Annotated in this window: 22 protein-coding genes; 8 read left to right on the top strand and 14 right to left on the bottom strand. The window is 59.1% G+C overall.

All coding sequences use genetic code 11. The features are described from left to right. Positions 1 to 31: 31 nt before the first annotated feature. Positions 32 to 322, bottom strand: coding sequence for a SelT/SelW/SelH family protein (locus tag EDF73_RS18035; protein WP_132730435.1), 291 nt, complete (start codon positions 320 to 322; stop codon positions 32 to 34). Between the two features lie 239 nt (positions 323 to 561). Between EDF73_RS18035 and EDF73_RS18040 the strand changes: the two genes are divergently transcribed. The 7 genes from EDF73_RS18040 (at position 562) to EDF73_RS18070 (ending at position 10179) form a co-directional block, all read left to right on the top strand. Further along, complete coding sequence (locus EDF73_RS18040; RefSeq protein WP_132730436.1) at positions 562 to 2934, top strand: TonB-dependent receptor; 2373 nt, start codon at positions 562 to 564, stop codon at positions 2932 to 2934. Between the two features lie 124 nt (positions 2935 to 3058). Then, positions 3059 to 4099: a ChuX/HutX family heme-like substrate-binding protein gene (locus EDF73_RS18045; RefSeq protein WP_132730437.1), complete on the top strand. Its 1041-nt coding sequence runs from the start codon at positions 3059 to 3061 to the stop codon at positions 4097 to 4099. Further along, entirely contained in the window at positions 4096 to 4914 is an 819-nt protein-coding gene (locus tag EDF73_RS18050; protein ID WP_132730438.1) for a hemin ABC transporter substrate-binding protein, read from the top strand. The genes EDF73_RS18045 and EDF73_RS18050 overlap by 4 nt, the downstream gene beginning before the upstream one ends. Continuing rightward, complete coding sequence (locus tag EDF73_RS18055; RefSeq protein WP_132730439.1) at positions 4914 to 5909, top strand: iron ABC transporter permease; 996 nt, start codon at positions 4914 to 4916, stop codon at positions 5907 to 5909. Before EDF73_RS18050 ends, EDF73_RS18055 begins: the two co-directional genes overlap by 1 nt. Then, positions 5902 to 6690, top strand: coding sequence for a heme ABC transporter ATP-binding protein (locus tag EDF73_RS18060; RefSeq protein WP_132730440.1), 789 nt, complete (start codon positions 5902 to 5904; stop codon positions 6688 to 6690). Before EDF73_RS18055 ends, EDF73_RS18060 begins: the two co-directional genes overlap by 8 nt. Positions 6691 to 6872: 182 nt before the next feature. Continuing rightward, complete coding sequence (mutS, locus tag EDF73_RS18065; RefSeq protein ID WP_132730441.1) at positions 6873 to 9434, top strand: DNA mismatch repair protein MutS; 2562 nt, start codon at positions 6873 to 6875, stop codon at positions 9432 to 9434. Between the two features lie 367 nt (positions 9435 to 9801). Continuing rightward, positions 9802 to 10179 (top strand): DUF4440 domain-containing protein, encoded by a 378-nt coding sequence (locus EDF73_RS18070; RefSeq protein WP_132730442.1) that lies wholly within the window; start codon positions 9802 to 9804, stop codon positions 10177 to 10179. Between the two features lie 53 nt (positions 10180 to 10232). Here the strand turns inward: EDF73_RS18070 and rpoS are convergent, their stop codons facing one another. From rpoS to cysG, 13 genes are all read right to left on the bottom strand, one after another. Continuing rightward, positions 10233 to 11225, bottom strand: a complete 993-nt coding sequence (gene rpoS, locus EDF73_RS18075; RefSeq protein ID WP_004866938.1) for an RNA polymerase sigma factor RpoS — start codon at positions 11223 to 11225, stop codon at positions 10233 to 10235. A gap of 157 nt (positions 11226 to 11382) precedes the next feature. After that, on the bottom strand, positions 11383 to 12510 hold the full coding sequence (gene nlpD, locus EDF73_RS18080; protein WP_132730443.1) for a murein hydrolase activator NlpD: 1128 nt from the start codon (positions 12508 to 12510) through the stop codon (positions 11383 to 11385). A 123-nt stretch (positions 12511 to 12633) separates the two neighbouring features. Next, positions 12634 to 13260, bottom strand: a complete 627-nt coding sequence (locus tag EDF73_RS18085; RefSeq protein WP_132730444.1) for a protein-L-isoaspartate(D-aspartate) O-methyltransferase — start codon at positions 13258 to 13260, stop codon at positions 12634 to 12636. Beyond that, positions 13254 to 14015: a 5'/3'-nucleotidase SurE gene (gene surE / locus EDF73_RS18090; RefSeq protein WP_132730445.1), complete on the bottom strand. Its 762-nt coding sequence runs from the start codon at positions 14013 to 14015 to the stop codon at positions 13254 to 13256. Before surE ends, EDF73_RS18085 begins: the two co-directional genes overlap by 7 nt. Then, positions 13996 to 15045, bottom strand: a complete 1050-nt coding sequence (gene truD / locus EDF73_RS18095; protein ID WP_132730446.1) for a tRNA pseudouridine(13) synthase TruD — start codon at positions 15043 to 15045, stop codon at positions 13996 to 13998. The genes surE and truD overlap by 20 nt, the downstream gene beginning before the upstream one ends. Next, a complete protein-coding gene (gene ispF / locus EDF73_RS18100; protein ID WP_032690965.1) occupies positions 15042 to 15521 on the bottom strand; it encodes a 2-C-methyl-D-erythritol 2,4-cyclodiphosphate synthase in 480 nt (159 codons plus the stop codon). The genes truD and ispF overlap by 4 nt, the downstream gene beginning before the upstream one ends. Then, positions 15521 to 16231, bottom strand: a complete 711-nt coding sequence (ispD, locus tag EDF73_RS18105; protein WP_132730447.1) for a 2-C-methyl-D-erythritol 4-phosphate cytidylyltransferase — start codon at positions 16229 to 16231, stop codon at positions 15521 to 15523. Before ispD ends, ispF begins: the two co-directional genes overlap by 1 nt. A 19-nt stretch (positions 16232 to 16250) precedes the next feature. Then, on the bottom strand, positions 16251 to 16562 hold the full coding sequence (ftsB, locus tag EDF73_RS18110) for a cell division protein FtsB (RefSeq protein ID WP_132730448.1): 312 nt from the start codon (positions 16560 to 16562) through the stop codon (positions 16251 to 16253). Between the two features lie 140 nt (positions 16563 to 16702). Beyond that, complete coding sequence (locus tag EDF73_RS18115) at positions 16703 to 17029, bottom strand: DUF3561 family protein (protein ID WP_132730449.1); 327 nt, start codon at positions 17027 to 17029, stop codon at positions 16703 to 16705. Between the two features lie 48 nt (positions 17030 to 17077). After that, positions 17078 to 17683: an adenylyl-sulfate kinase gene (cysC, locus tag EDF73_RS18120; protein ID WP_132730450.1), complete on the bottom strand. Its 606-nt coding sequence runs from the start codon at positions 17681 to 17683 to the stop codon at positions 17078 to 17080. Beyond that, a complete protein-coding gene (gene cysN, locus EDF73_RS18125) occupies positions 17683 to 19110 on the bottom strand; it encodes a sulfate adenylyltransferase subunit CysN (protein ID WP_132730451.1) in 1428 nt (475 codons plus the stop codon). Before cysN ends, cysC begins: the two co-directional genes overlap by 1 nt. Before the next feature lie 9 nt (positions 19111 to 19119). Further along, positions 19120 to 20028 (bottom strand): sulfate adenylyltransferase subunit CysD, encoded by a 909-nt coding sequence (gene cysD / locus EDF73_RS18130; RefSeq protein WP_004866959.1) that lies wholly within the window; start codon positions 20026 to 20028, stop codon positions 19120 to 19122. Between the two features lie 9 nt (positions 20029 to 20037). Continuing rightward, entirely contained in the window at positions 20038 to 21444 is a 1407-nt protein-coding gene (gene cysG, locus EDF73_RS18135) for a siroheme synthase CysG (RefSeq protein ID WP_165905744.1), read from the bottom strand. Between the two features lie 247 nt (positions 21445 to 21691). Between cysG and EDF73_RS18140 the strand changes: the two genes are divergently transcribed. Beyond that, positions 21692 to 22735 carry an aminopeptidase gene (locus EDF73_RS18140; RefSeq protein WP_132730453.1) on the top strand — a complete coding sequence of 348 codons (1044 nt, stop codon included), beginning with the start codon at positions 21692 to 21694 and terminating at the stop codon, positions 22733 to 22735. Positions 22736 to 22737: the final 2 nt, after the last annotated feature.

Consider the following 22737-nt stretch of genomic DNA (forward strand, 5'->3'; position numbering starts at 1 on the left):
AGGGCGTGACGCAGCCGTTTTTCCCGGCGGCTTATATCGGGTCAGCCGGCTTATCCACGTGGCCCAGCGATTTTTCCGGGAAGCAGACATCGCGCACCCGGCGCTTCAGCTCGGCGGCATCCGGGAAACCGTTATCCTGTTTGCGCTCCCAGACGGTCACCTCCCCTACGGTAATGGTGAAGATCCCCCCGGTGCCGGGGACCAGCGTCACCGAGCCAATATCGGTACTGAAGGTGTGCAGCAGCTCCTGAGCCATCCAGCTGGCGCGCAGCATCCAGTTACATTGTGAGCAGTAGGTGATGGTAATGGCTTGCTTACTCATAGTGCTTCCCCATGGTTCTTACCCCGATTATCAGGATCGTTAATTTTTAAGCCGAATTGTAATCAAATTTATGAATAAAAAATGGAGATTTGATGATTTTGTTGCAAATAGAAATGGTTATCATTAGTATTCGCAAAAAAAAGGAATGAGTCCATCCACGAAGGGAAATAACGGGGTGAATCGACAACTCTGGAAGTAACGCGTGAGCCGATACTAATAATGATCAAGGCGTGGCTACTATGTATAAATCCACTCAATCACCGGCCTGGTTTAAGAAAAGCCTGCTGGTGACTTCGTTGCTCGCAGCAATGTATCAGACCACCGCCGGGGCGGCTGATACCACCAGCACCACAGCTCCTACCAACGAGACTTTAGCCGATACCAGCGAACAGATGACGGTGACGGCGCCCGCGCCTGCGCTCAAAGCAGGCAGCGAGCATTCGGTAAGCGCTCAGGAGCTACAGGATAAAGGCGCCAAAGATTTTGGTTCCATCATGCGGTATGAACCCCTTATCAGCGCCACCGGCGCCAGCGGCGGCTCGGGTAATGGCAAAAGCGGCTTCGACCGCGGCGGCTATACCGGGTACAACATTCGCGGTATGGAAAGCAACCGCGTCGGCATCGACGTCGACGGCATCGCCCAGCCGGACGCTACCGGCCGTAGCTATGTGAGTCGCGCCGGCCTCAACACCTTCGGCATCGGCCGTGATTACATCGACCCATATATGTACGGCAGCGTCGATATTCAGTCCGGCGCCACCTCCACCGAAACCGCCAACAGTTCAATTGGCGGTAACGTCTCCTTCCGCCCCAAATCGGCGGATGATTATCTGCTTCCTGGCAAAACCAGCGCCTTTGGTTACCAGAGCGGCTACGATTCCGCGGACCGCAGCTGGCACAACGGCGTCACGGTGGCCGGCGGCGATGAGACCCTGCGCGGGATCTTCGTCTACAGCCGCCGCGACGGTCAGGAAACGGAAAATAACAGCGGCACGGTAGATGCTTACCCGGCCAACTGGCACTCCGATGCGTTTATGGCCTCCGGGATCTGGCAACCGAACGACGAACATAAGTTCACCAGCACCTTCGATTACTACCATAAAACTAACCATACTCATTACGACACCTGGGATAACAGCGGTAACAGCACGATTGGCGATGCCACCCAGACCAGCCAGACCCGCCGCTGGGGGCTGAGCCTGAAAGACGACTGGACGCCGCTGAATGACTATATCGACAGCGTCTCAACCAAAGTCTACTACCAGCATACCGAAGCCCACGACTGGACCTGGATGCCGGACAGCACCACCGGTTCGATGGAGACGGTCAATTCCAACTATGATACCGACACCTGGGGCTTCCAGACCGCGCTGGCGAAATCCGTGGGCCGCCACGACCTGAGCGCCGGTTTTAACGCCAGCACCACGAAAACCCAGCGCCCGTTCAGCCAGTCGCCGATCCCGAGCATCTACAGCGAAATCATGCAGCCGGAAGCGGACAGCCGCGGCTACACCGTCGCCGGCTTCGTACAGGATAAGATCAACTTCGATCTCGATAGCCACAACTTCGCCGTCATTCCCGGCGTGCGCGTGGTGCATCAGTCCACCAAACCGGAGAACCTCTCCGACCTGACCGCCAACAGCAGCGTCTTGAGCGAATCTTCGGTGGCTACTCTGTACGGCAAGAATTCCGACACCCAGGTTCTGCCCTCGTTGACCTTCCAGTACGACATCGCCCCGCGCCTGATGACCTACCTGCAGTACCAGCGTGGCGCGCAGTTCCCGAACGCCAGCCAGCTGTACGGTTCCTGGAACCTTGGCTCCAGCTATGCCGGAAGTCAGCAGTACGCGCTGATCGGTAATACCGACCTGAAAACAGAAACCAGCGATAACTTCGAATGGGGCATGAAGGGCGAAGTCACGGAAGGCATTACTATGCGTACCGCGCTGTTCTACAACAGCTACAAGAACTTTATCGCCTATACCCGCTATACCCGCGCCAACAACCCGGCGGAGTTCGCCAACGTTCCATCGAACATCTACACCATCTATCAGGCGGAAAACCGCGACAAAGCCTATATCTACGGCGGCGAAATCAGCGCTAAATTCAACTTTGGCACCTGGTTTGAAGAGGTTAACGGTTTGAGCGCGACGCTGGCCTATGGCTATAGCGAAGGGAAATCGAAATCCAGCTACAGCGGCGACAAATATGTCGACCTCGATAGCGTCGCCCCGATGAAAGCGATCGTCGGCGTGGCATGGGATGACCCGGCGAAACGCTACGGTACCGCCCTGACCGCGACCTTTGTTAAAGGCAAGCGGGCGACCGCGACCAACCGGGAGAGCTATAACAATACCGGTTCCGCCATTACCGACTCCACCAGCGAATATATGCGTGTACCTGGCTACGGCATGCTGGACTGGACAGCCTGGTGGCAGGTGGCGAAAAACGTGCGGCTGAACGGCGGCGTTTACAACATCACCGATCGTAAATACTGGGATTATCTGAGCAGCCGCAACATCGAGACCGCCACCAATCAGGACGCTAACGACAAAGCGCTGGCGGTGATGCCTGGCCGGACCTGGCAGCTGGGGGTCAACGTCGATTTCTGATCGCGCTAATAAGAGAGCCAGTAGCTTTCAGGATGCAGCCCCCCCTGCATTTTGCAAGAGATGGGCATAAACCTGCACCCCGGCCCCCGGCCGGGGAAACTCATCGTAGAGAAGGATGTGAATCATGCAAGACGTTCAACAGCCACACAACCCGCTATGGCAGCGCTATCTGACGACTAAAGCGCAGTCTTCCGCGAAATACGCCCGCGATATCGCCGCCGCAATGGGGATTAGCGAAGCGGAATTAACCGCCGCCCGCGTGGGCCACGACGCCATACGCCTGCAGGACGACGTGCGGGCCATCATCGCCGCGCTGGAGAAGGTTGGCGAAACCAAATGCATCTGCCGGAATGAATATGCGGTACATGAGCAGGTGGGCCAGTTTACCCACCAGCACCTCAGCGGCCACGCCGGGCTGGTACTGAACCCGCGCGCGCTCGATCTGCGCCTGTTCCTCAGCCAGTGGGCCAGCGCCTTCCACCTGAGCGATAACGGCCGCCAGAGCATCCAGTTCTTTGACCCGCACGGCGACGCGCTGCTGAAAGTCTATGCCACCAGCCAAACCGATATGGCGGCGTGGGATACGCTGCTTGCCGAACATAGCCAAACCGAGCCGGCAGCGCTGACCATCCGACCGGCCGATGCCGCCCGCTATGCCGATACCGCCGATGGCGCGGCGCTGGAAAGCGAATGGCGCGCGATGACCGACGTCCATCAGTTCTTCGGCCTGTTGAGAAAATATAACCTCTCTCGTCAGCAGGCTTTCCGCCTGGTCGGCGACGACCTTGCCTGCCGGGTTGACAATGAGGCCCTGCCCCGCCTGCTGGAAACCATCCGCGAAGCGGGGAATGAAATCATGATCTTCGTCGGTAACCGCGGCTGCGTGCAAATTTTCACCGGCGCCCTCGAAAAACTGGTGCCAATGCGCGGCTGGCTCAATATTTTCAACCCCACCTTTACCCTGCATCTGCGCGAAGACAGCATTGACGAAATCTGGGTGACGCGGAAACCGACCGCGGATGGCCACGTGACCAGCGTTGAGCTGTTTGCCCAGGACGGGACGCAAATCGCCCAACTGTACGGCCAGCGAAGCGAAGGTCATCCGGAGCAGGATCTGTGGCGCAGCCAGGTTGACCGCCTGACCACGGAAGGACAGATCGCATGAAACGCTGGTTGATGCTGATCGCCGCCTTTCCGCTGTTCGTTCACGCCGCCGCAGAACGCATCATCTCTCTCGGCGGCGACGTCACGGAAATTGTTTACGCCCTCGATGCCCAGCGGCAGCTGGTCGCCAAAGACAGCACCAGCACCTGGCCGGCCGCCGCGCAATCGCTGCCGGACGTCGGCTATCTACGCCAGCTGAATGCCGAAGGGATCCTCTCTTTGCGCCCGACGCTGGTGCTGGCAAGCGCTCAGGCCCAGCCCTCTCTGGTGCTGCAAAAGGTGCAGGAGAGTCGGGTGAAAGTGGTCAATATCCCGGGTGGTTACGACATGGCGGCAATTGATAAAAAAATCGCCGTGGTCGCCGATGCCCTGGGGAAACAGGCGCAAGGCGACGCGTTACGCCACGCCGTAGATGAACAGATCGCCAGGCTGCCGTCGCAGCCGCTTAACAAACGAGTGCTGTTTATTCTCAGCCACGGTGGCATGAACACCCTGGTCGCCGGGAAACAGACCGCGGCGGACGGGGCCATTGAGGCTGCCGGTTTGCAAAATGCGATGCAGGACTTTGACCACTACCGCAGCATGTCTCAGGAAGGGGTCATTGCCAGTCTGCCGGACCTGGTGGTGATCTCCGCCGATGGCCTGAAAGGGATGGGTGGTGAAGCCGGACTGTGGAAACTGCCCGGGCTGGCGCAAACGCCTGCCGGTCGCCATAAGCAGGTGCTGGTCATTGACGATATGGCCCTGCTCGGCTTCGGGCCGCGGACCCCGCAGGCGGTGAGCCAGCTGAGGCAAAAAGCGGAGCAGCTCCCCTGATGCGCTCCGCCCCCTCTCGCTCTCTGTGGCTGATGGCGCTGTTGCTGCTGGCGCTGACGCTGTTCGCCACAACCCTCGGCGCGATGCGTCTACCGCTCGCCAGCCTGTGGCCCTCCGGGGATGAGGTTCTGCGCCATATCTGGCTGACCATCCGTCTGCCGCGCGTGCTGCTGGCCCTGCTGGTCGGGGCGGCGCTGGCGCTCTCGGGCTGCGTGATGCAGGGGCTATTTCGCAACCCGCTCGCCGACCCGGGGCTGCTAGGCATCAGCAGCGGCGCGGCGCTGGCGGTCGCCTGCTGGCTGGTGCTCCCGCTGTCGGTACCGGTGCTGGTGGCGCTGTATGCGCCGATGCTGGCCGCGTTTATCGGCAGCATGGCGGTGATGGTGGTGATTTTTATCCTGAGCAGAGCCCGCGATGGCTCGTTATCGCGCCTGCTGCTGGTCGGTATCGCCATTAACGCGCTGTGCGCCGCCCTGGTCGGGGTGCTGGCCTGGATCAGCAACGACACCCAGCTGCGTCAGATGTCACTGTGGGGCATGGGCAGCCTCGGCCAGGCGGAGTGGTCCACGCTGCTGGTGGCGGCAACCTTAATGATCCCGGCCTCGGCAGTGGTGTGGCTGATGGCCTCGCGTCTCAATCTGCTGCAGCTTGGCGATGAGGAAGCGCACTATCTTGGCATTAACGTCCGGGCATTGCAGCGGCTGCTTCTGCTGTGCAGCGCGCTGCTGGTGGCGTCCTCGGTGGCGATTAGCGGAGTGATTGGCTTCATTGGCCTGGTGGTTCCGCACCTGATGCGGATGTGGCTGGGGCCGGACCACCGCGGCCTCGTGCCCGGTTCGCTGCTGGCCGGAGCGATATTATTACTGCTGGCCGATACCCTCGCCCGCACCGTCGCCGCGCCTGCCGAAATGCCGGTCGGTCTTTTGACCAGCCTGCTCGGCGCACCGTGGTTTTTGTGGCTTATTTTCCGCCAGCAGAGGGCGACCTATGGATAACCGTGATACCGCCTGTATCGCCCGTTCGCTCTCGCTGCGGCTCGGCAAACGTCTGGCGATCGATGATGTCTCCGTCGAGCTGCACGCCGGGGAGATGGTGGCGCTGATTGGCCCCAACGGGGCGGGAAAATCGACGCTGCTGCGGCTGCTGACCGGCTTTTTAACCCCCGACCACGGCGAGCGCCACATCGAAGGCCGCCCGCTGGAAAGCTGGTCTTCGGAGGCGCTCTCCCGTCGCCGGGCGGTGATGCTGCAAAGTACGCAGCTCCACGCCGACTGGCCCGTCGAGACGGTCGTCGCCATGGGGCGCTCGCCGTGGGGCAAAACCCCGGACCCGCAGATGATCCAACAGGTGATGGTCGAAACCGGCTGCGACCATCTGGCGGGCAGACGCTACCCTTCGCTCTCCGGCGGCGAGCAGCAGCGGGTGCAGCTGGCCCGTAGCCTCGCCCAGCTGTGGCGGGAAGAGACGCCCCAGGGATGGCTCTTTCTCGACGAGCCGACGTCAGCGCTGGACCTGTATTATCAACAGCACCTGCTGCGTCTGCTAAAACGGCTGACCCGCGGCGGGCAGCTACACGTCTGCGTGGTGCTGCACGATCTGAACCTCGCCGCGCTGTGGGCTGACCGTATTCTGCTACTGCATCAGGGGAAACTGGTGGCGCAGGGCACGCCGCAGGAGGTTATCCGGCAGCCGGTGATCGCCCGCTGGTACGGTGCCGAGGTGCGGATGGGCCAACATCCGGATCTCGCCATCCCCCAGGTCTACCTCGCGCCATAATCCCGGCGGGACGAGTATCCATGCGGTGCTCGTCCCCTGTAGAGACGGAATGAGGATCGCAGCCGCGCATATCGTCACTTTCCCTGAAATACCTATCTCCGTTATGATGTCCCCTCAATGTGATAACAACGAAAACAAAAAGATCGCAATTCATTAAGAATCAGGGACCTGGATAATACCCTATGAGTACAATCGATAATCTCGACGCCCATACCCCGATGATGCAGCAGTACCTCAAGCTGAAAGCTCAGCACCCGGAGATCCTGCTGTTCTATCGCATGGGGGACTTTTACGAGCTGTTTTATGACGATGCCAAACGAGCCTCGCAGCTGCTCGATATCTCGCTGACCAAACGCGGCGCCTCGGCGGGCGAGCCGATCCCGATGGCCGGGATCCCCCATCATGCGGTGGAAAACTACCTCGCCCGTCTGGTAAACCAGGGCGAGTCGGTGGCCATTTGCGAACAAATTGGCGACCCGGCCACCACCAAGGGGCCGGTCGAACGTAAAGTGGTGCGCATCGTGACTCCCGGCACCATCAGCGACGAAGCGCTGTTGCAGGAACGCCAGGATAACCTGCTGGCCGCCATCTGGCAGGATAGCAAAGGCTTTGGCTATGCGACCCTCGATATCAGCTCCGGGCGTTTTCGCCTGAGCGAGCCGGCCGACCGCGAAACCATGGCGGCGGAGCTGCAGCGCACCAACCCGGCTGAGCTGCTGTACGCCGAAGATTTTGCCGAGTCCGCGCTGATCGAAGGCCGCCGCGGCCTGCGCCGTCGCCCGCTGTGGGAGTTTGAAATCGACACCGCGCGTCAGCAGCTGAATTTACAATTTGGTACCCGCGACCTGGTCGGTTTCGGCGTCGAAAACGCGCCGCGCGGCCTGTGCGCCGCGGGCTGCCTGCTGCAGTATGTCAAAGATACCCAGCGCACCTCGCTGCCGCATATTCGTTCCATCACCATGGAGCGCCAGCAGGACAGCATCATCATGGATGCCGCCACCCGGCGTAACCTGGAGATTAGCCAAAATCTGGCCGGCGGCTTCGATAATACGCTGGCTTCGGTGCTCGACTGCACCGTAACCCCGATGGGCAGCCGCATGCTCAAGCGCTGGCTGCATATGCCGGTGCGCGACACCGCCATCCTCGTCGAGCGTCAGCAAACGATCGGCGCGCTGCAGGAGCGCTATACCGAGCTGCAACCGGTACTGCGCCAGGTGGGCGATCTGGAACGCATTCTGGCGCGGCTGGCGCTGCGTACCGCCCGCCCGCGCGACCTCGCCCGCATGCGTCATGCCTTCCAGCAGCTGCCGGAGCTGCGCGGAATGCTGGCCGACATCAGCTGCGCGCCGGTGCAGCAGCTGCGCGAAAAAATGGGCGAGTTCAGCGAACTGCGTGACCTGCTGGAACGCGCGATTATCGAAGCGCCGCCGGTGCTGGTGCGCGACGGCGGGGTGATCGCCCCCGGTTACCATGCAGAGCTCGACGAATGGCGGGCGCTGGCGGATGGCGCCACGGACTATCTCGATAAGCTGGAAATTCGCGAACGCGAACGTCTGGGGCTGGATACCCTGAAGGTCGGCTACAACGCCGTCCACGGTTACTACATTCAGATCAGCCGCGGGCAAAGCCAGCACGCGCCGATTCACTACGTCCGTCGCCAGACGCTGAAAAACGCCGAGCGCTATATTATTCCGGAACTGAAGGAGTATGAAGACAAGGTCCTGACCTCGAAAGGGAAAGCGCTGGCGCTGGAGAAACAGCTCTACGACCAGCTGTTCGATATGCTGCTGCCGCACCTTGCCGACCTGCAGCAAAGCGCCAGCGCGCTGGCGGAGCTGGACGTGCTGGTCAACCTCGCCGAACGGGCGGAGACCCTGAACTACTGCTGCCCGACCTTTAGCGATAAACCGGGCATCCGTATCAGCGAAGGCCGCCACCCGGTGGTTGAGCAGGTGCTGAAAGAGCCGTTTATCGCCAACCCGCTCAACCTGGCCCCGCAGCGCCGAATGTTGATCATTACCGGCCCGAATATGGGCGGTAAAAGTACCTATATGCGTCAGACCGCGCTGATCGCGCTGCTGGCCTATATCGGCAGCTACGTGCCGGCGGAAAAAGTGGAGATTGGCCCGATCGATCGCATCTTTACCCGCGTCGGGGCGGCGGATGACCTGGCCAGCGGTCGTTCAACCTTTATGGTGGAGATGACCGAAACCGCCAATATCCTGCATAACGCCACCGAACACAGCCTGGTGCTGATGGACGAAATCGGCCGCGGCACCTCTACCTACGACGGTCTGTCGCTGGCGTGGGCCTGCGCGGAAAGCCTGGCGAATAAGATCAAGGCCCTGACCCTGTTCGCCACCCACTACTTCGAGCTGACTCAGCTGCCGGAGAAAATGGAAGGGGTCGCCAACGTCCATCTGGATGCGCTGGAGCATGGCGACACCATCGCCTTTATGCACAGCGTTCAGGATGGCGCCGCCAGCAAGAGCTACGGTCTGGCGGTTGCCGCGCTGGCCGGCGTGCCCAAAGAGGTGATTAAGCGCGCGCGGCAGAAGCTGCGCGAGCTGGAGAGTATTTCCCCCAACGCGGCGGCCACCCAGGTGGACGGCACCCAGATGTCGCTGCTGTCGGCACCGGAGGAGACCTCCCCGGCCGTGGAAGCGCTGGAGCATCTCGACCCGGATTCGCTGACGCCGCGCCAGGCGCTGGAGTGGATTTACCGGCTGAAAAGCCTGGTGTAACGCCCCTCCTCTGCCCTTCATCCCCGGGCGCCGCCGCTGCGCTGCGCCCGGGAACCGAACGGCAAGCGCGGCGGACAGCCCCGACGCTTTAACCCACTCTCTCGCGTAAAAAATCGATAAATGTCCGCATCCGGGCGGGCATATACTGCTGATCGGCGTCACGCCGCAGAGCGCAGCCGGCACGTTGGTCATCGCCTTTTCCCTGATATGGGGGCTGGCGGCAGCTTGTGCAGCAGCGCAGCGTGCTGTGGAAATCGCACGGGGTGCTTTTCTGCGCCGCCGGTGTCACTCTCGTGCCCCTGCTGGATTGCTTACCGCTTAACAATCAGGCCATCGCGATGCGCCTGCAGCGAAAAAGGAAGAACCGATGAACCCATATCTACAAGAAGCAATCGACGCCCATGTGGTTATTGAAAACTGGTTAAACCTTGGGACGGGGAGCGTAAGCGCCCTGATGACGCGCTTTAGCTCTGATTTTACCATGATCGGCATCGGCGGAAACTACATGGACCATCAGGCGGTCTGCGCCTTTTTTGCCTCCGCGGGCGGCAGTCGCCCAGGGTTAAACATCACCCTCGATAGCCTGACAACGCTTAGCGAATGGCACGATGGCGCGGTAATCAGCTATCGGGAAACGCAGCGTTTGCCCGGACAGGATGAAACGGTGCGCTGGTCGACGGTCTTATTCAGGCAAGAAGCGGGGGCTATTTTGTGGCGTCATCTGCAGGAGACCAGACAGGCGTAGCGGCAAAGAAAAAGGCCCGATCGCACGACCGGGCCTTTTTGAGAGAAAATATCTTATTCGCGGAATAGCGCTTCGATGTTCAGCCCCTGGCCTTGCAGGATCTCCCGCAGACGGCGCAGGCCTTCAACCTGGATCTGACGGACGCGTTCGCGGGTCAGGCCAATTTCACGGCCAACATCTTCAAGCGTCGCGGCTTCGTAACCCAGCAGACCAAAACGACGGGCCAGGACTTCACGCTGCTTGGCGTTCAGCTCGAACAGCCATTTAACGATGCTTTGTTTCATATCATCGTCCTGCGTGGTGTCTTCCGGACCGTTGTCTTTCTCATCGGCCAGAATATCCAGCAGCGCTTTTTCCGAGTCACCGCCCAGCGGTGTATCCACTGAGGTAATGCGCTCGTTGAGACGTAGCATACGGCTAACGTCATCTACCGGCTTATCCAGCTGTTCGGCAATCTCTTCCGCACTCGGTTCGTGGTCCAGCTTATGGGACAACTCACGTGCGGTACGCAGATAGACGTTCAGCTCTTTAACAATATGGATAGGCAAACGGATGGTACGGGTTTGGTTCATGATCGCCCGTTCAATCGTCTGACGAATCCACCAGGTCGCGTAAGTTGAAAAACGGAACCCACGTTCCGGGTCAAACTTCTCAACCGCGCGGATCAGCCCCAGATTGCCCTCTTCAATCAGATCCAGCAGAGCCAGACCACGATTGCTATAACGACGAGCAATCTTCACGACCAGACGCAGGTTACTTTCTATCATCCGGCGGCGTGAAGCCACATCACCACGCAACGCGCGACGGGCGAAATAGACTTCTTCTTCGGCCGTCAGCAGTGGGGAATAACCAATCTCACCAAGATAGAGCTGCGTCGCATCAAGCACGCGCTGCGTAGCGCCTTGCGACAGAAGGTCTTCCTCAGCCAGATCGCTATCACTGGGTTCCTCTTCTACTAAGGCTTTCTCATCGAAAACCTCGACTCCGTTCTCATCAAATTCCGCGTCTTCATTTAAATCATGAACTTTCAGCGTATTCTGACTCATAAAGATGGCTCCTACCCGTGATCCCTGAGCAAAGCACCTTCGCTGTACATCCTTCAAACGACGCCCGGACGGAAACGCTTTGCCTCTGCTAAGCAGCTGCGGTGTGACCATCCTGGCGCCGGTTAACGGATATGCCGCTTATCCGTACTTCGCCAAATTATCGCTGCGGTAAGTACTGCAGCGGGTTGACGGATTTCCCCTTGTAACGAATTTCAAAATGTAATCTTGTTGAGCTGGTACCGGTGCTACCCATGGTAGCGATTTTCTGCCCCGCTTTGACTTCCTGTTGCTCCCGGACCAGCATGGTATCGTTATGAGCGTAGGCACTCAGGTAATCATCGTTGTGTTTGATGATAATAAGATTACCGTAACCGCGCAGTGCGTTACCGGCATAGACGACGCGCCCGTCTGCGGTCGCGACAATAGCCTGTCCCTTACTGCCTGCAATATCGATACCTTTATTGCCGCCTTCCGCGCCGCTAAAGTTCTCGATAATCTTGCCATCAGTCGGCCAGCGCCATGTGGAGATCGGCGAACTGGTTGACGTACTGCTTGCAGTCGGTTGGTTCGTACTGACAGCTGGAGCCGTAACTGGCGCGACGGTAGTGGCCGTCGTCGCGGGTTTATTATTCGGCAACATCTTATTAGCACTCTGTTCACCTGAGGATTCAGAATACGTAATAGTTGGTTGGGACGCAACCACTGCGGTTGATTTTTGTGCAGAATGTGAGGCCGCCGGCGCACCGCCGCTGGCCTGCGCGCTGGCCTGAGCTACGGCATTATCGCCGGTAATCGGCTGGCCGGCAGCGTTGCCGACCTGCAGCGTCTGACCGACGTTCAGGCCGTACGGCGCCGGGATATTATTGCGCTGCGCGAGGTCGCGGAAATCGTTACCGGTGACCCAGGCAATATAGAACAGCGTATCGCCGCGTTTCACGGTATAGGTGCTGCCACCGGTATAGCTGCCTTTCGGAATATCGCCGTATTTGCGGTTATAGACGATCTTACCGTTGACGGTTTGCACCGGCTGCTGGGCCATCGGCTGAACCTGAGTCGCCGGCGTCTGCACCGGCTGTACCTGGGGCGTCCGGGGAACAATGGCGGAACCAGTGGTCGACGGCGGGGTAATCAGCATCCCGGAATTGGTCCCCGAAGACTGGGCGCCACCCGCCGAGCTAACCGGCGCGGGCGGATTATTGCTACTGGAGCAACCCGCCAGCCAGAGTGAGACCAGTGATAACGCCGTAATACGGCTTAAGGTAAATTTTGGGCTTCCCGCGCTCATTTATCCCCCAGGAATATGTTAACTGCCAATATCTTGCTTACCGGGTCACACCCGGCCAGGACACTGAAAATGTGTCCACCCTACGCCTAAAGTCAGGCAAAAAAACCCGGATTAATCCGGGTCTCACGCCAGCTCCCCCTGAACCAGCGGAACGAAGCGCACGGCTTCAACGGTATCAATCACAAACTCATTTCCGCGACGACGGATCCGTTTCAGGAACTGATGCTCCTCACCGACCGGTAAAACCAGCACGCCCCCCTCATCCAGCTGCGCCAGCAGCGCGGGCGGTATTTCCGGCGGCGCGGCGGTCACGATAATCGCATCAAAAGGAGCGCGTGCCTGCCAACCCTGCCATCCATCGCCATGACGGGTTGAAACATTATGTAAATCAAGTTGTTTGAGGCGACGACGCGCATGCCACTGTAAACTCTTGATGCGCTCGACCGAACAGACGTGATGCACCAGGTGTGCCAGGATCGCCGTCTGGTAGCCCGAGCCGGTGCCGATTTCCAGCACCCGCGACTCCGGCGTCAGCGTCAGAAGCTCCGTCATCCGCGCCACCATGTAGGGTTGCGAGATGGTTTGCCCCTGGCCAATCGGCAATGCCGTGTTTTCCCACGCCTTATGTTCGAAGGCCTCATCAACGAATTTTTCCCGCGGCACCAGAGAAATCGCCTCCAGCACGCGTTCGTCGACGATGCCCTGAGTGCGCAGTTGATTCAGCAGACTTTCAACACGTTTGCTTACCATTGGGTATCCACTCCGACGCGATCCAGCCAGTCGGTCACCACTTCATGGGCCTGGTGGGCGGTTAAATCAACGTGCAGCGGGGTGATCGAAACGTAGCCTTCATCCACTGCCGCAAAGTCGGTATCCGGCCCGGCATCGTGTTTTTCTCCCGGCGGACCAATCCAGTACAGCGTATTGCCGCGCGGATCTTTTTGCGGAATGACCTGGTCGGCGGGATGGCGGCTGCCGCAGCGGGTGACGCGGATACCTTTAATCTGCGCAAGCGGCAGATCCGGCACATTGATATTGAGGATACGCCCGGTACGCAGCGGTTCGCGGCTTAGCGCGCGAAGAACAGAACAGGTAATGGCCGCCGCGGTGTCGTAGTGCTGGTGGCCGTTCAGCGAAACGGCCAGCGCCGGGAAGCCAAGGTGACGGCCTTCCATCGCCGCCGCGACGGTGCCGGAATAGATAACGTCATCGCCAAGATTCGGGCCGGCGTTAATACCGGAAACCACGATATCCGGGCGGGGACGCATCAGGGCGTTAACGCCGAGGTAGACACAGTCCGTGGGCGTGCCCATCTGGACGGCGATATCGCCATTGTCGAAGGTAAAGGTACGAAGCGAAGACTCCAGGGTCAGGGAATTCGATGCGCCACTGCGGTTACGATCGGGTGCAACTACCTGGACCTCAGCAAACTCCCGTAAGGCCTTCGCCAGGGTCTGAATGCCCGGCGCATGAATCCCGTCATCGTTACTCAGCAATATTCGCATAGTCACCCGTTGTATTGATAAGTTCCCTTACCACGCTGGTGGCGAAGCTGCCCGCCGGCAGCCAGAAACGCAGTTCAACGGTTACGTCATCCCACCAGTTCCAGCTCATCTGCTGCGGATAGAGCAGCATCGCCCGGCGCGCCGCCTCTACTTTTTCACGCACCAGCAAAGCCTGGAGCTGCGTCTCTTCTGCCACTGCCGCCTGCTCTGCGGCCAGCGCATCGCGTTGGCTGCCCCACTCGCCGCTTCCCGGTAACGCCGCAGTAATCATCAGTTCACGGTTATCAACCCGTGCCTGCAGCTGCGCGCGCTCCTCCAGCGTGGCGACAAACCAGCTCCCGCGCCCCGCTAATTGTAGCGCATCGCCATCAACAACCTGATTAAATTCCGGTTTTTTTAATCTAATACTGACCTGTTGATTAAACAAGCCGCTGCGGGCCGCCGACAGCCAAAAACTGCGTTTATTGCGATCGCGAACCGGCGCGCCGCTCTCGGCCCAGCGCAACGCGCCGAGCAGATTGTTGCCGCCGATACCAAACCGCTGGGCGCCGAAATAGTTCGGCACACCCTGCGCGGCAATAGCCTGCAGACGCCGCTCGACATCGTCGCGATCGCTGATTTCCCGCAGGATCAGGGTAAACTGGTTGCCCTTCAGCGCGCCAGGGCGCAGCTTGCGTTTATGCCGCGCGTACTCCAGTACCTGGCAGCCTTCCAGCTGAAACTGGCTCAGATCGGGCATCTCTTTGCCCGGAACCCGCGCGCACAGCCACTGTTCGGTCACCGCATGTTTGTCTTTCTGCCCGGCAAAGCTGACTTCGCGCGCGTGGATTTTAAGAAATTTCGCCAGGGCGTCAGCAACAAAGCGGGTATTGCAGTCCTTTTTCAGCACCCGTACCAGCAGGTGTTCGCCTTCACCGTCAGGTGCAAAACCGAGATCCTCAACGACCACAAAGTCTTCCGGATTGGCTTTCAGTATCCCCTGCCCCTGCGGTTTACCGTGCAGCCAGGTGAGGTCATTGAAAGCGATCATGGCTGAACCTTATGCAGCAGCGCCACCGCTTCGCAGGCGATACCTTCGCCGCGGCCGGTGAAGCCCAGCTTTTCGGTGGTCGTCGCTTTCACGTTAACGTCGTCCATATGGCAGCCCAAATCTTCGGCGATAAAGACGCGCATTTGCGGAATATGCGGCAGCATTTTTGGCGCCTGAGCGATGATGGTGACATCAACGTTACCGAGGGTATAGCCTTTGGCCTGGATCCGCCGCCAGGCTTCACGCAGCAGCTCACGGCTGTCGGCGCCCTTGAAGGCCGGGTCGGTATCCGGGAACAGCTTGCCGATATCCCCCAGCGCCGCGGCGCCCAGCAGGGCATCGGTCAGCGCATGCAGCGCCACGTCGCCGTCGGAGTGGGCCAGCAGCCCTTTTTCATAGGGAACGCGTACCCCGCCAATGATGATTGGGCCTTCACCGCCAAAAGCGTGTACGTCAAAACCGTGTCCAATTCGCATTAAGCCTTCTCCTGGTGTCGGGAACGGGTAAGGTAAAATTCTGCCAGCGCCAGGTCTTCCGGGCGGGTGACTTTAATATTATCAGCTCGTCCGGCGACCAGTTCGGGATGGAAGCCACAGTACTCCAGCGCCGAGGCTTCATCGGTGATGGTCGCGCTGTCATTCAGCGCGCGCGTCAGGCAGTCGAGGAGGAGCTCACGAGGGAAAAATTGCGGCGTCAGCGCATGCCACAGATCGTTACGGTCGACCGTGTGCGCAATGGCTACCTTGCCGGGTTCCGCGCGTTTCATGGTGTCGCGTACCGGCGCGGCGAGGATACCGCCGACCCGGCTGGTATCCCGCAAGGCCAGCAGACGGCAGAGATCGTCCTGATGCAGACACGGGCGGGCGGCATCGTGCACCAGCACCCATTCCGCGTCAGGTAACGCCTGCAGTCCGGCCAGCACGGAGTCGGCGCGTTCAGCGCCGCCGTCAACGACGGTGATTTGCGGATGATTTGCCAGCGGCAGCTGGCTGAAGCGGATATCGCCTGGACTGACGGCTATCACCACGCGCTGCACGCACGCGTTCGCCAACAGCGCGGCAACCGCGTGTTCGAGAATCGTTTTGTTACCGATTGAGAGATATTGTTTCGGGCATTCCGTTTGCATGCGGCGGCCAAAACCGGCTGCCGGTACCACGGCGCAAACACCCGGAAAAGTGGCTGCCATGTCGTAATCCTGGGCTTGTCTATCGATTGTTCTGCGCCGCCCCCTGGTTGCGTTTAGACGCATCCGGGACCAGACGATAAAATGTTTCGCCCGGGCGGGTCATGCTTAGTTCATTGCGCGCGCGCTCTTCGATCGCTTCCTGACCGCCGTTGAGGTCATCGATTTCCGCGAACAGCTGATCGTTGCGCGCCTTTAATTTGCTGTTAGTGGCTTGCTGCGCGGTAACGTCGTCATTCACCCGGCTATAGTCGTGCAGACCATTTTTACCGAACCACAGCGAGTACTGCAGCCAGACCAGCAAAGCCAATAGTAGCAGCGTTAATTTACCCATTCTGCCCCCTGAAAAACGGCATCATCATCCCATAACTCGCCCGAGTATTTTACTCCGACGCGCGGACGACGCCGCGTAACGCGGGGACTGTAACACATTTCTGTCGCCGATACCCAGGCTTGATTTACACAGCAAAAGGACTAACCCAGCAGCCAGAGGAACAGCAGACCAAACATCAGTCCGACCGTCAAAATCGTCGCGCAGGCGCTATAGAGGAGTTTACCGTTCAACAACGAATGCAGCGCAATACCGACCACCACGGCCACCGGCATCAAAGCAAGGAAGAACGGCCAGGTATAGAGGAGGAAAAACAGCGTATTACTGCCATAGATCAGGAAGGGAATACCCAGCGCCAGTAGCCATGAAATAAACCCCACGGCGGCGCCTGACAAAGACCAGGTGGTCTCGTCATTGGCCACCGGCGGTGGTTCTGAGCGAATAATACTGATGTTCTGGGTATTGCGCATATCGAATCCTGTTGACCGGGCGACCGGCATCTCAATGCCGCCGCCGTTTCAGGATCTGATAATATCGCTCTGTCTGAGGAGGTCTAATAGTTGGTGCACCAAATTTGTTACCAATTGTTCACCATCCAGATGAATTTCCGCCTTTTCCGGCGATTCATACACCGAATCAATCCCGGTAAAATTACGCAATTCACCCGCACGCGCCTTCTTGTATAGCCCCTTTGGGTCTCGCGCCTCGCAAATGGCCAGCGGGGTATCGACGAACACTTCGATAAAGCGCCCTTCACCCAGCCGTTCGCGCACCATCTGCCGTTCGGCACGGTGCGGAGAGATAAACGCCGTCAATACCACCAGCCCGGCATCCACCATCAGTTTCGCGACCTCTCCGACGCGGCGAATATTTTCTTTGCGGTCCTCATCGCTGAAGCCGAGATCGCTGCACAGCCCGTGACGCACGTTATCGCCATCCAGCAGGTAGGTGCTGACCCCTATCTGATGCAGCGCCTCTTCCAGCGCGCCGGCAACGGTGGATTTACCGGAGCCGGAGAGCCCGGTAAACCACAGCACCACGCCGCGATGGCCGTGGTGCTGTTCGCGCTGCTGCTGCGTAACCGGATGGGCATGCCAGACGACGTTTTCGTCATGCAGGGCCATTACTTGCCTCCCAGCAGGTCACGCGCTTCCCAGTGTGGGAAGTGTTTACGGATCAGCTGATTCAGCTCCAGCTCAAACGCGCTGAACGGCGATGCTGACGTCTGAGCGCGCTCCTGCGGCTCGCGTACCATCCCGGCGCCGACGGTGACGTTCGTCAGGCGATCGATAAAGATCAGCCCGCCGGTTACCGGGTTGTGCTGATATTTGTCCAGCACCAGCGGTTCGTCGAAGGTTAAATCGACAAGGCCAATCCCGTTCAGCGGCAGAGACTCGACGTCACGCTGGGTCAACTTGTTGATATCAACCTGATAGCGAATGCCGTCCACCCGGGCGCGGGTTTTCTTGCCGGCGATTTTAATATCGTAGCTCTGGCCCGGGGCCAACGGCTGCTCCGCCATCCAGACCACGTCCACGCTGGCGCTCTGTACCGCAGGCAGCGTGACCTGAGCATCCACCAGCAGATCGCCGCGGCTGATATCAATCTCGTCTTTCAGTACGATGGTAATCGCTTCACCGGCGCCGGCTTCCTGCAGGTCGCCGTCAAAGGTCACGATCCGCGCCACGCTGGATTCAACGCCCGACGGCAGCACCTTCAGACGCTGTCCGACCTTGACGCTGCCGGAGGCCACGGTCCCGGAGAAACCGCGGAAGTCGAGGTTGGGACGATTAACGAACTGGACCGGGAAGCGCAGCGGCTGGTTTTCCACCACCCGATGAATTTCAACGGTTTCCAGCACTTCCAGCAGCGTCGGGCCGCTGTACCACGGCATGCTGGCGCTCTGGGTCGCGACGTTGTCCCCCTCGAGGGCAGAAAGCGGAACAAAGCGAATATCGACGTCGCCCGGCAGTTGCTCTGCAAAGGACAGATACTCTTCGCGAATGCGGTTGAACGTCTCTTCGCTAAAGCCCACCAGGTCCATTTTGTTCACCGCCACCACCAGGTTTTTAATCCCCAGAAGCGTCGAAATAAAGCTGTGACGGCGGGTCTGATCGAGCACGCCTTTACGCGCATCCATCAGCAGAATCGCCAGATCGCAGGTGGAAGCGCCGGTCGCCATATTGCGGGTGTACTGCTCGTGCCCCGGGGTGTCGGCGATAATAAATTTGCGTTTCTCGGTAGAGAAATAGCGATAGGCGACATCGATGGTAATGCCCTGCTCGCGCTCAGCCTGCAGGCCATCCACCAGCAGCGCCAGATCCAGTTTTTCACCCTGCGTACCGTGACGCTTGCTGTCATTGTGCAGCGATGAGAGCTGATCTTCGTAAATCTGCCGGGTATCGTGCAGCAGGCGGCCAATCAGGGTGCTTTTCCCGTCATCGACGCTGCCGCAGGTCAGGAAGCGCAGCAGGCTTTTGTGCTGTTGCGCGTGCAGATAAGCTTCTACGCCGCCTTCATTAGCAATTTGTTGGGCAATTGTCGTGTTCATGGCGGCTCCTTAGAAATACCCCTGACGTTTCTTCAGCTCCATGGAGCCGGCCTGGTCGCGGTCAATCATTCGACCCTGACGTTCACTGGTTGTGGAGACCAGCATCTCTTCAATAATCTCCGGCAGCGTTTGCGCGTTGGACTCCACGGCGCCGGTCAGCGGCCAGCAGCCCAGAGTACGGAAACGCACCATCTGCTTTTTGATCATCTCGCCGGGCTGTAAATCGATACGATCGTCATCGATCATCATCAGCATCCCGTCACGCTCAAGCACCGGGCGCTCTGCCGCCAGATACAGCGGCACGATTTCAATATTTTCCAGATAGATGTACTGCCAGATATCCAGCTCGGTCCAGTTGGAGAGCGGGAACACGCGGATGCTTTCGCCTTTGTTAATCTGGCCGTTATAGTTATGCCACAGCTCCGGACGCTGGTTTTTCGGATCCCAGCGGTGAAAGCGGTCGCGGAACGAGTAAATCCGCTCTTTAGCGCGGGATTTTTCTTCGTCGCGACGGGCGCCGCCGAACGCGGCGTCAAAGCCGTATTTGTCCAGCGCTTGCTTCAGACCTTCGGTTTTCATGATGTCGGTATGCTTGGCGCTGCCGTGAACAAACGGGTTAATCCCCATCGCCACCCCTTCCGGGTTTTTATGCACCAGCAGTTCGCAGCCATAGGCTTTCGCCGTCCGGTCGCGGAATTCATACATCTCGCGGAATTTCCAGCCGGTATCAACATGCAGCAGCGGAAAAGGCAGGGTACCCGGATAAAACGCTTTACGCGCCAGATGCAGCATCACGCTGGAATCTTTACCGATGGAGTACATCATCACCGGGTTCGAGAATTCGGCGGCCACCTCGCGGATTATATGGATGCTTTCCGCCTCCAGTTGCCGCAGGTGAGTGAGTCGTTTTTGGTCCATAACCGTTCCTTAAGCCAGATTCACCACAGAGGCGTTAAACGCGTCTGCTCGGGTTGTGTGTTGAAACCAGGCGAGCTGTTGATGTAATTGCACCACTTCGCCCACCACCAGCAGAGCGGGCATCGGGGCATCTTTCGCCAGGCGTTCGAGTTGTTGTAATGTGCCAGTCGTCGTCTGCTGATCGGCACGGGTACCGCGCGAGATCACCGCCACCGGGGTATCGCGATCCCGGCCATGAGCGATGAGCTGCGCGCTGATTTCCGCCGCTTTCATGGTGCCCATATAGATAGCCAGCGTCTGACGACTTTGCGCCAACAGCGACCAGTCGAGCGAGTCGCTGTCGGCCTTGTAATGACCGGTAACAAAGGTCACGCTTTGGGCATAATCGCGATGGGTCAGCGGAATGCCGGCATAGGCCGTTGCGCCGGCGGCTGCCGTCACCCCAGGGACCACCTGAAACGGGATCCCCGCCGCCGCTGCCGCCTGTAGCTCCTCGCCGCCGCGACCAAAAATAAAGGGATCGCCGCCTTTCAGACGCACCACCGTTTTCCCCTGCCGCGCCGCATCGACCAGCATCTGGTTGGTCTGGTGCTGGGGCACCGAATGTTCGCCCGCCCGTTTACCGACGCAGATCATCTCAGCATCGCGGCGCACCAGCTCACGGACTTCCGGCGTCACCAGATAGTCGTAAAACACCACGTCCGCCTGCTGAACCGCCTGCAGGCCGCGCAGCGTAAGCAGCCCGGCATCTCCCGGCCCCGCGCCAACGAGAATGATTTCGCCAGGCCGTTTTTCCGGCTGGTATAGCTCCTCCTCCAGCGCCCTATCGGCGGCAGCCCGGTTTCCGGCGAGCATCAGGCTGGCAAAGCGGCCGTTAAAGACCCGCTCCCAGAAGCGACGCCGCGCCGCCGTGGTGCTCAGGTGCGTTTTAATCCGCTGGCGCCACTCGCTTGCCGCCTCGGCAACTCGCCCCAGATGGGTTGGCAGCAGCGCTTCAATTTTTTCGCGGATAAGCTTTGATAATACCGGTGCGGTTCCACCAGAAAAGATGGCGATCAGCAGCGGAGAGCGGTCGACTATCGAGGGAAAAACCGCTGAGCAAAGCGGCTGATTGTCGACCACGTTAACCAGTCGGTAACGGGCGTTCGCCGCCGCGGACACCCGCTGATTGAGCGCGTCATCTTCGGTCGCGGCAATCACCAGAAACACGTCGTCAATCTGGCGTTCCTCGAATTCGCGGGCGCGCCACTGGATCTCCTGACGTGCAACCAGCCCGGCGATCTCCTGAGATAACGCCTCAGCCACCACCTGAACGCTTGCCCCGGCGCGACGCAGAAACATAATTTTGCGCGCGGCAATTTCCCCGCCGCCGATAACCAGCACGGGCCTGTTCTTCAACCCGGCAAATAAGGGCAAATAATCCACGTAGCAACAACTCGCTTACAATCAGTCATACAGCGACTATAGGGTGCCGTTTAGAGCAAATGAAATTACTAAATGGAATGAGTAGTTACCCAAAAGAATAACGACCTGGAAAAGCAAATATCAAAAAGTGCTTAACACGCGATTTTTCCGCTATTTAAGAGCAAATGAAATTGTTTAACCACGGTCACAGTTTCATACTAGAAGCGTTAAATTGTTACCTTCGAGAAAGGACCCCTCTATGTTTTCCGCGTTGTGCCGCCGCCTTCTTCCATTGGCGCTTGGCGCAGGTTTTGTCTTCTCCGCCCCGGTTTTCAGCGCCATGGGCGATACCGCAAATACTCAGGCTCGTCATATCGCCACCGTCTTCCCCGGAAGAATGACCGGAACGCCCGCAGAGATGCTGTCGGCGGACTATGTGCGTCAGCAATTTGCGCAAATGGGCTATCAGAGCGATGTGCGTAGCTTCCATGCGCGCTATATCTACAGCAATAAAAATAAGCGGCAAAACTGGCAAAACGTCACCGGCAGCACGGTAATTGCGGCCCATGAGGGGACGGCTCGCCAGCAGATCATTGTGATGGCGCACCTCGATACCTATGCGCCGATGAGCGATGACGATGTCGAACACAACCTCGGCGGCTTAACCCTGCAGGGCATCGACGATAACGCCGTGGGCGTTGGCGTCCTGCTGGAGCTCGCCGAACGTCTGAAGAGTGTACCCACCCGCTACGGCATCCGTTTTGTCGCCTCGAGCGGTGAAGAAGAAGGCAATCTCGGTGCGCAAAACCTGCTCAAGCGGATGAGCGACGAGGAGAAGAAAAACACGCTGCTGGTGATTAATCTCGATAATCTGGTGGTGGGCGATAAACTCTATTTTAACAGCGGCCGCAGCACCCCGGCGCCGATTCGTAAACTCACCCGGGACCGGGCGCTGGCCATCGCGCGCGGTCTGGGGATTGCCGCTTATACCAACCCCGGCCGCAATCATGATTATCCGCAGGGCACCGGCTGCTGCAATGACGCCAGCGTTTTTGACAGCGCCGGGATCCCGGTGCTCTCGGTGGAAGCCACAAACTGGGCGCTGGGCAAGAAAGATGGCGCTCAGCAGCGTAACAAATCTCGCTCCTTCCCGCAGGGCACCAGTTGGCACGACGTGCAGCTGGATAACCAGCAGCATATTGATAAAGCCCTGCCGGGCCGCATTGAGCACCGCAGCCGCGATGTCGTCAAGGTGATGCTGCCGCTGCTTAAAGAGCTGGCGAAGGCGGAGAAGCATAGCTAACC

Origin of the sequence: Klebsiella sp. BIGb0138, from assembly GCF_004342285.1 — a bacterium.
GTDB lineage: Bacteria > Pseudomonadota > Gammaproteobacteria > Enterobacterales > Enterobacteriaceae > Klebsiella.

Coding starts and splice junctions, on each gene's coding strand:
- EDF73_RS18085 (WP_132730444.1), bottom strand. CDS start 13,260: ATGGTAAGCAAACGTGTTGAAAGTCTGCTGAATCAACTGCGCACTCAG.
- EDF73_RS18050 (WP_132730438.1), top strand. CDS start 4,096: ATGAAACGCTGGTTGATGCTGATCGCCGCCTTTCCGCTGTTCGTTCAC.
- nlpD (WP_132730443.1), bottom strand. CDS start 12,510: ATGAGCGCGGGAAGCCCAAAATTTACCTTAAGCCGTATTACGGCGTTA.
- EDF73_RS18140 (WP_132730453.1), top strand. CDS start 21,692: ATGTTTTCCGCGTTGTGCCGCCGCCTTCTTCCATTGGCGCTTGGCGCA.
- EDF73_RS18040 (WP_132730436.1), top strand. CDS start 562: ATGTATAAATCCACTCAATCACCGGCCTGGTTTAAGAAAAGCCTGCTG.
- rpoS (WP_004866938.1), bottom strand. CDS start 11,225: ATGAGTCAGAATACGCTGAAAGTTCATGATTTAAATGAAGACGCGGAA.
- truD (WP_132730446.1), bottom strand. CDS start 15,045: ATGATCGCTTTCAATGACCTCACCTGGCTGCACGGTAAACCGCAGGGG.
- EDF73_RS18115 (WP_132730449.1), bottom strand. CDS start 17,029: ATGCGCAATACCCAGAACATCAGTATTATTCGCTCAGAACCACCGCCG.
- mutS (WP_132730441.1), top strand. CDS start 6,873: ATGAGTACAATCGATAATCTCGACGCCCATACCCCGATGATGCAGCAG.
- EDF73_RS18055 (WP_132730439.1), top strand. CDS start 4,914: ATGCGCTCCGCCCCCTCTCGCTCTCTGTGGCTGATGGCGCTGTTGCTG.
- cysN (WP_132730451.1), bottom strand. CDS start 19,110: ATGAACACGACAATTGCCCAACAAATTGCTAATGAAGGCGGCGTAGAA.
- cysD (WP_004866959.1), bottom strand. CDS start 20,028: ATGGACCAAAAACGACTCACTCACCTGCGGCAACTGGAGGCGGAAAGC.
- cysC (WP_132730450.1), bottom strand. CDS start 17,683: ATGGCCCTGCATGACGAAAACGTCGTCTGGCATGCCCATCCGGTTACG.
- EDF73_RS18070 (WP_132730442.1), top strand. CDS start 9,802: ATGAACCCATATCTACAAGAAGCAATCGACGCCCATGTGGTTATTGAA.
- EDF73_RS18035 (WP_132730435.1), bottom strand. CDS start 322: ATGAGTAAGCAAGCCATTACCATCACCTACTGCTCACAATGTAACTGG.
- EDF73_RS18060 (WP_132730440.1), top strand. CDS start 5,902: ATGGATAACCGTGATACCGCCTGTATCGCCCGTTCGCTCTCGCTGCGG.
- ispD (WP_132730447.1), bottom strand. CDS start 16,231: ATGGCAGCCACTTTTCCGGGTGTTTGCGCCGTGGTACCGGCAGCCGGT.
- EDF73_RS18045 (WP_132730437.1), top strand. CDS start 3,059: ATGCAAGACGTTCAACAGCCACACAACCCGCTATGGCAGCGCTATCTG.
- ftsB (WP_132730448.1), bottom strand. CDS start 16,562: ATGGGTAAATTAACGCTGCTACTATTGGCTTTGCTGGTCTGGCTGCAG.
- ispF (WP_032690965.1), bottom strand. CDS start 15,521: ATGCGAATTGGACACGGTTTTGACGTACACGCTTTTGGCGGTGAAGGC.
- surE (WP_132730445.1), bottom strand. CDS start 14,015: ATGCGAATATTGCTGAGTAACGATGACGGGATTCATGCGCCGGGCATT.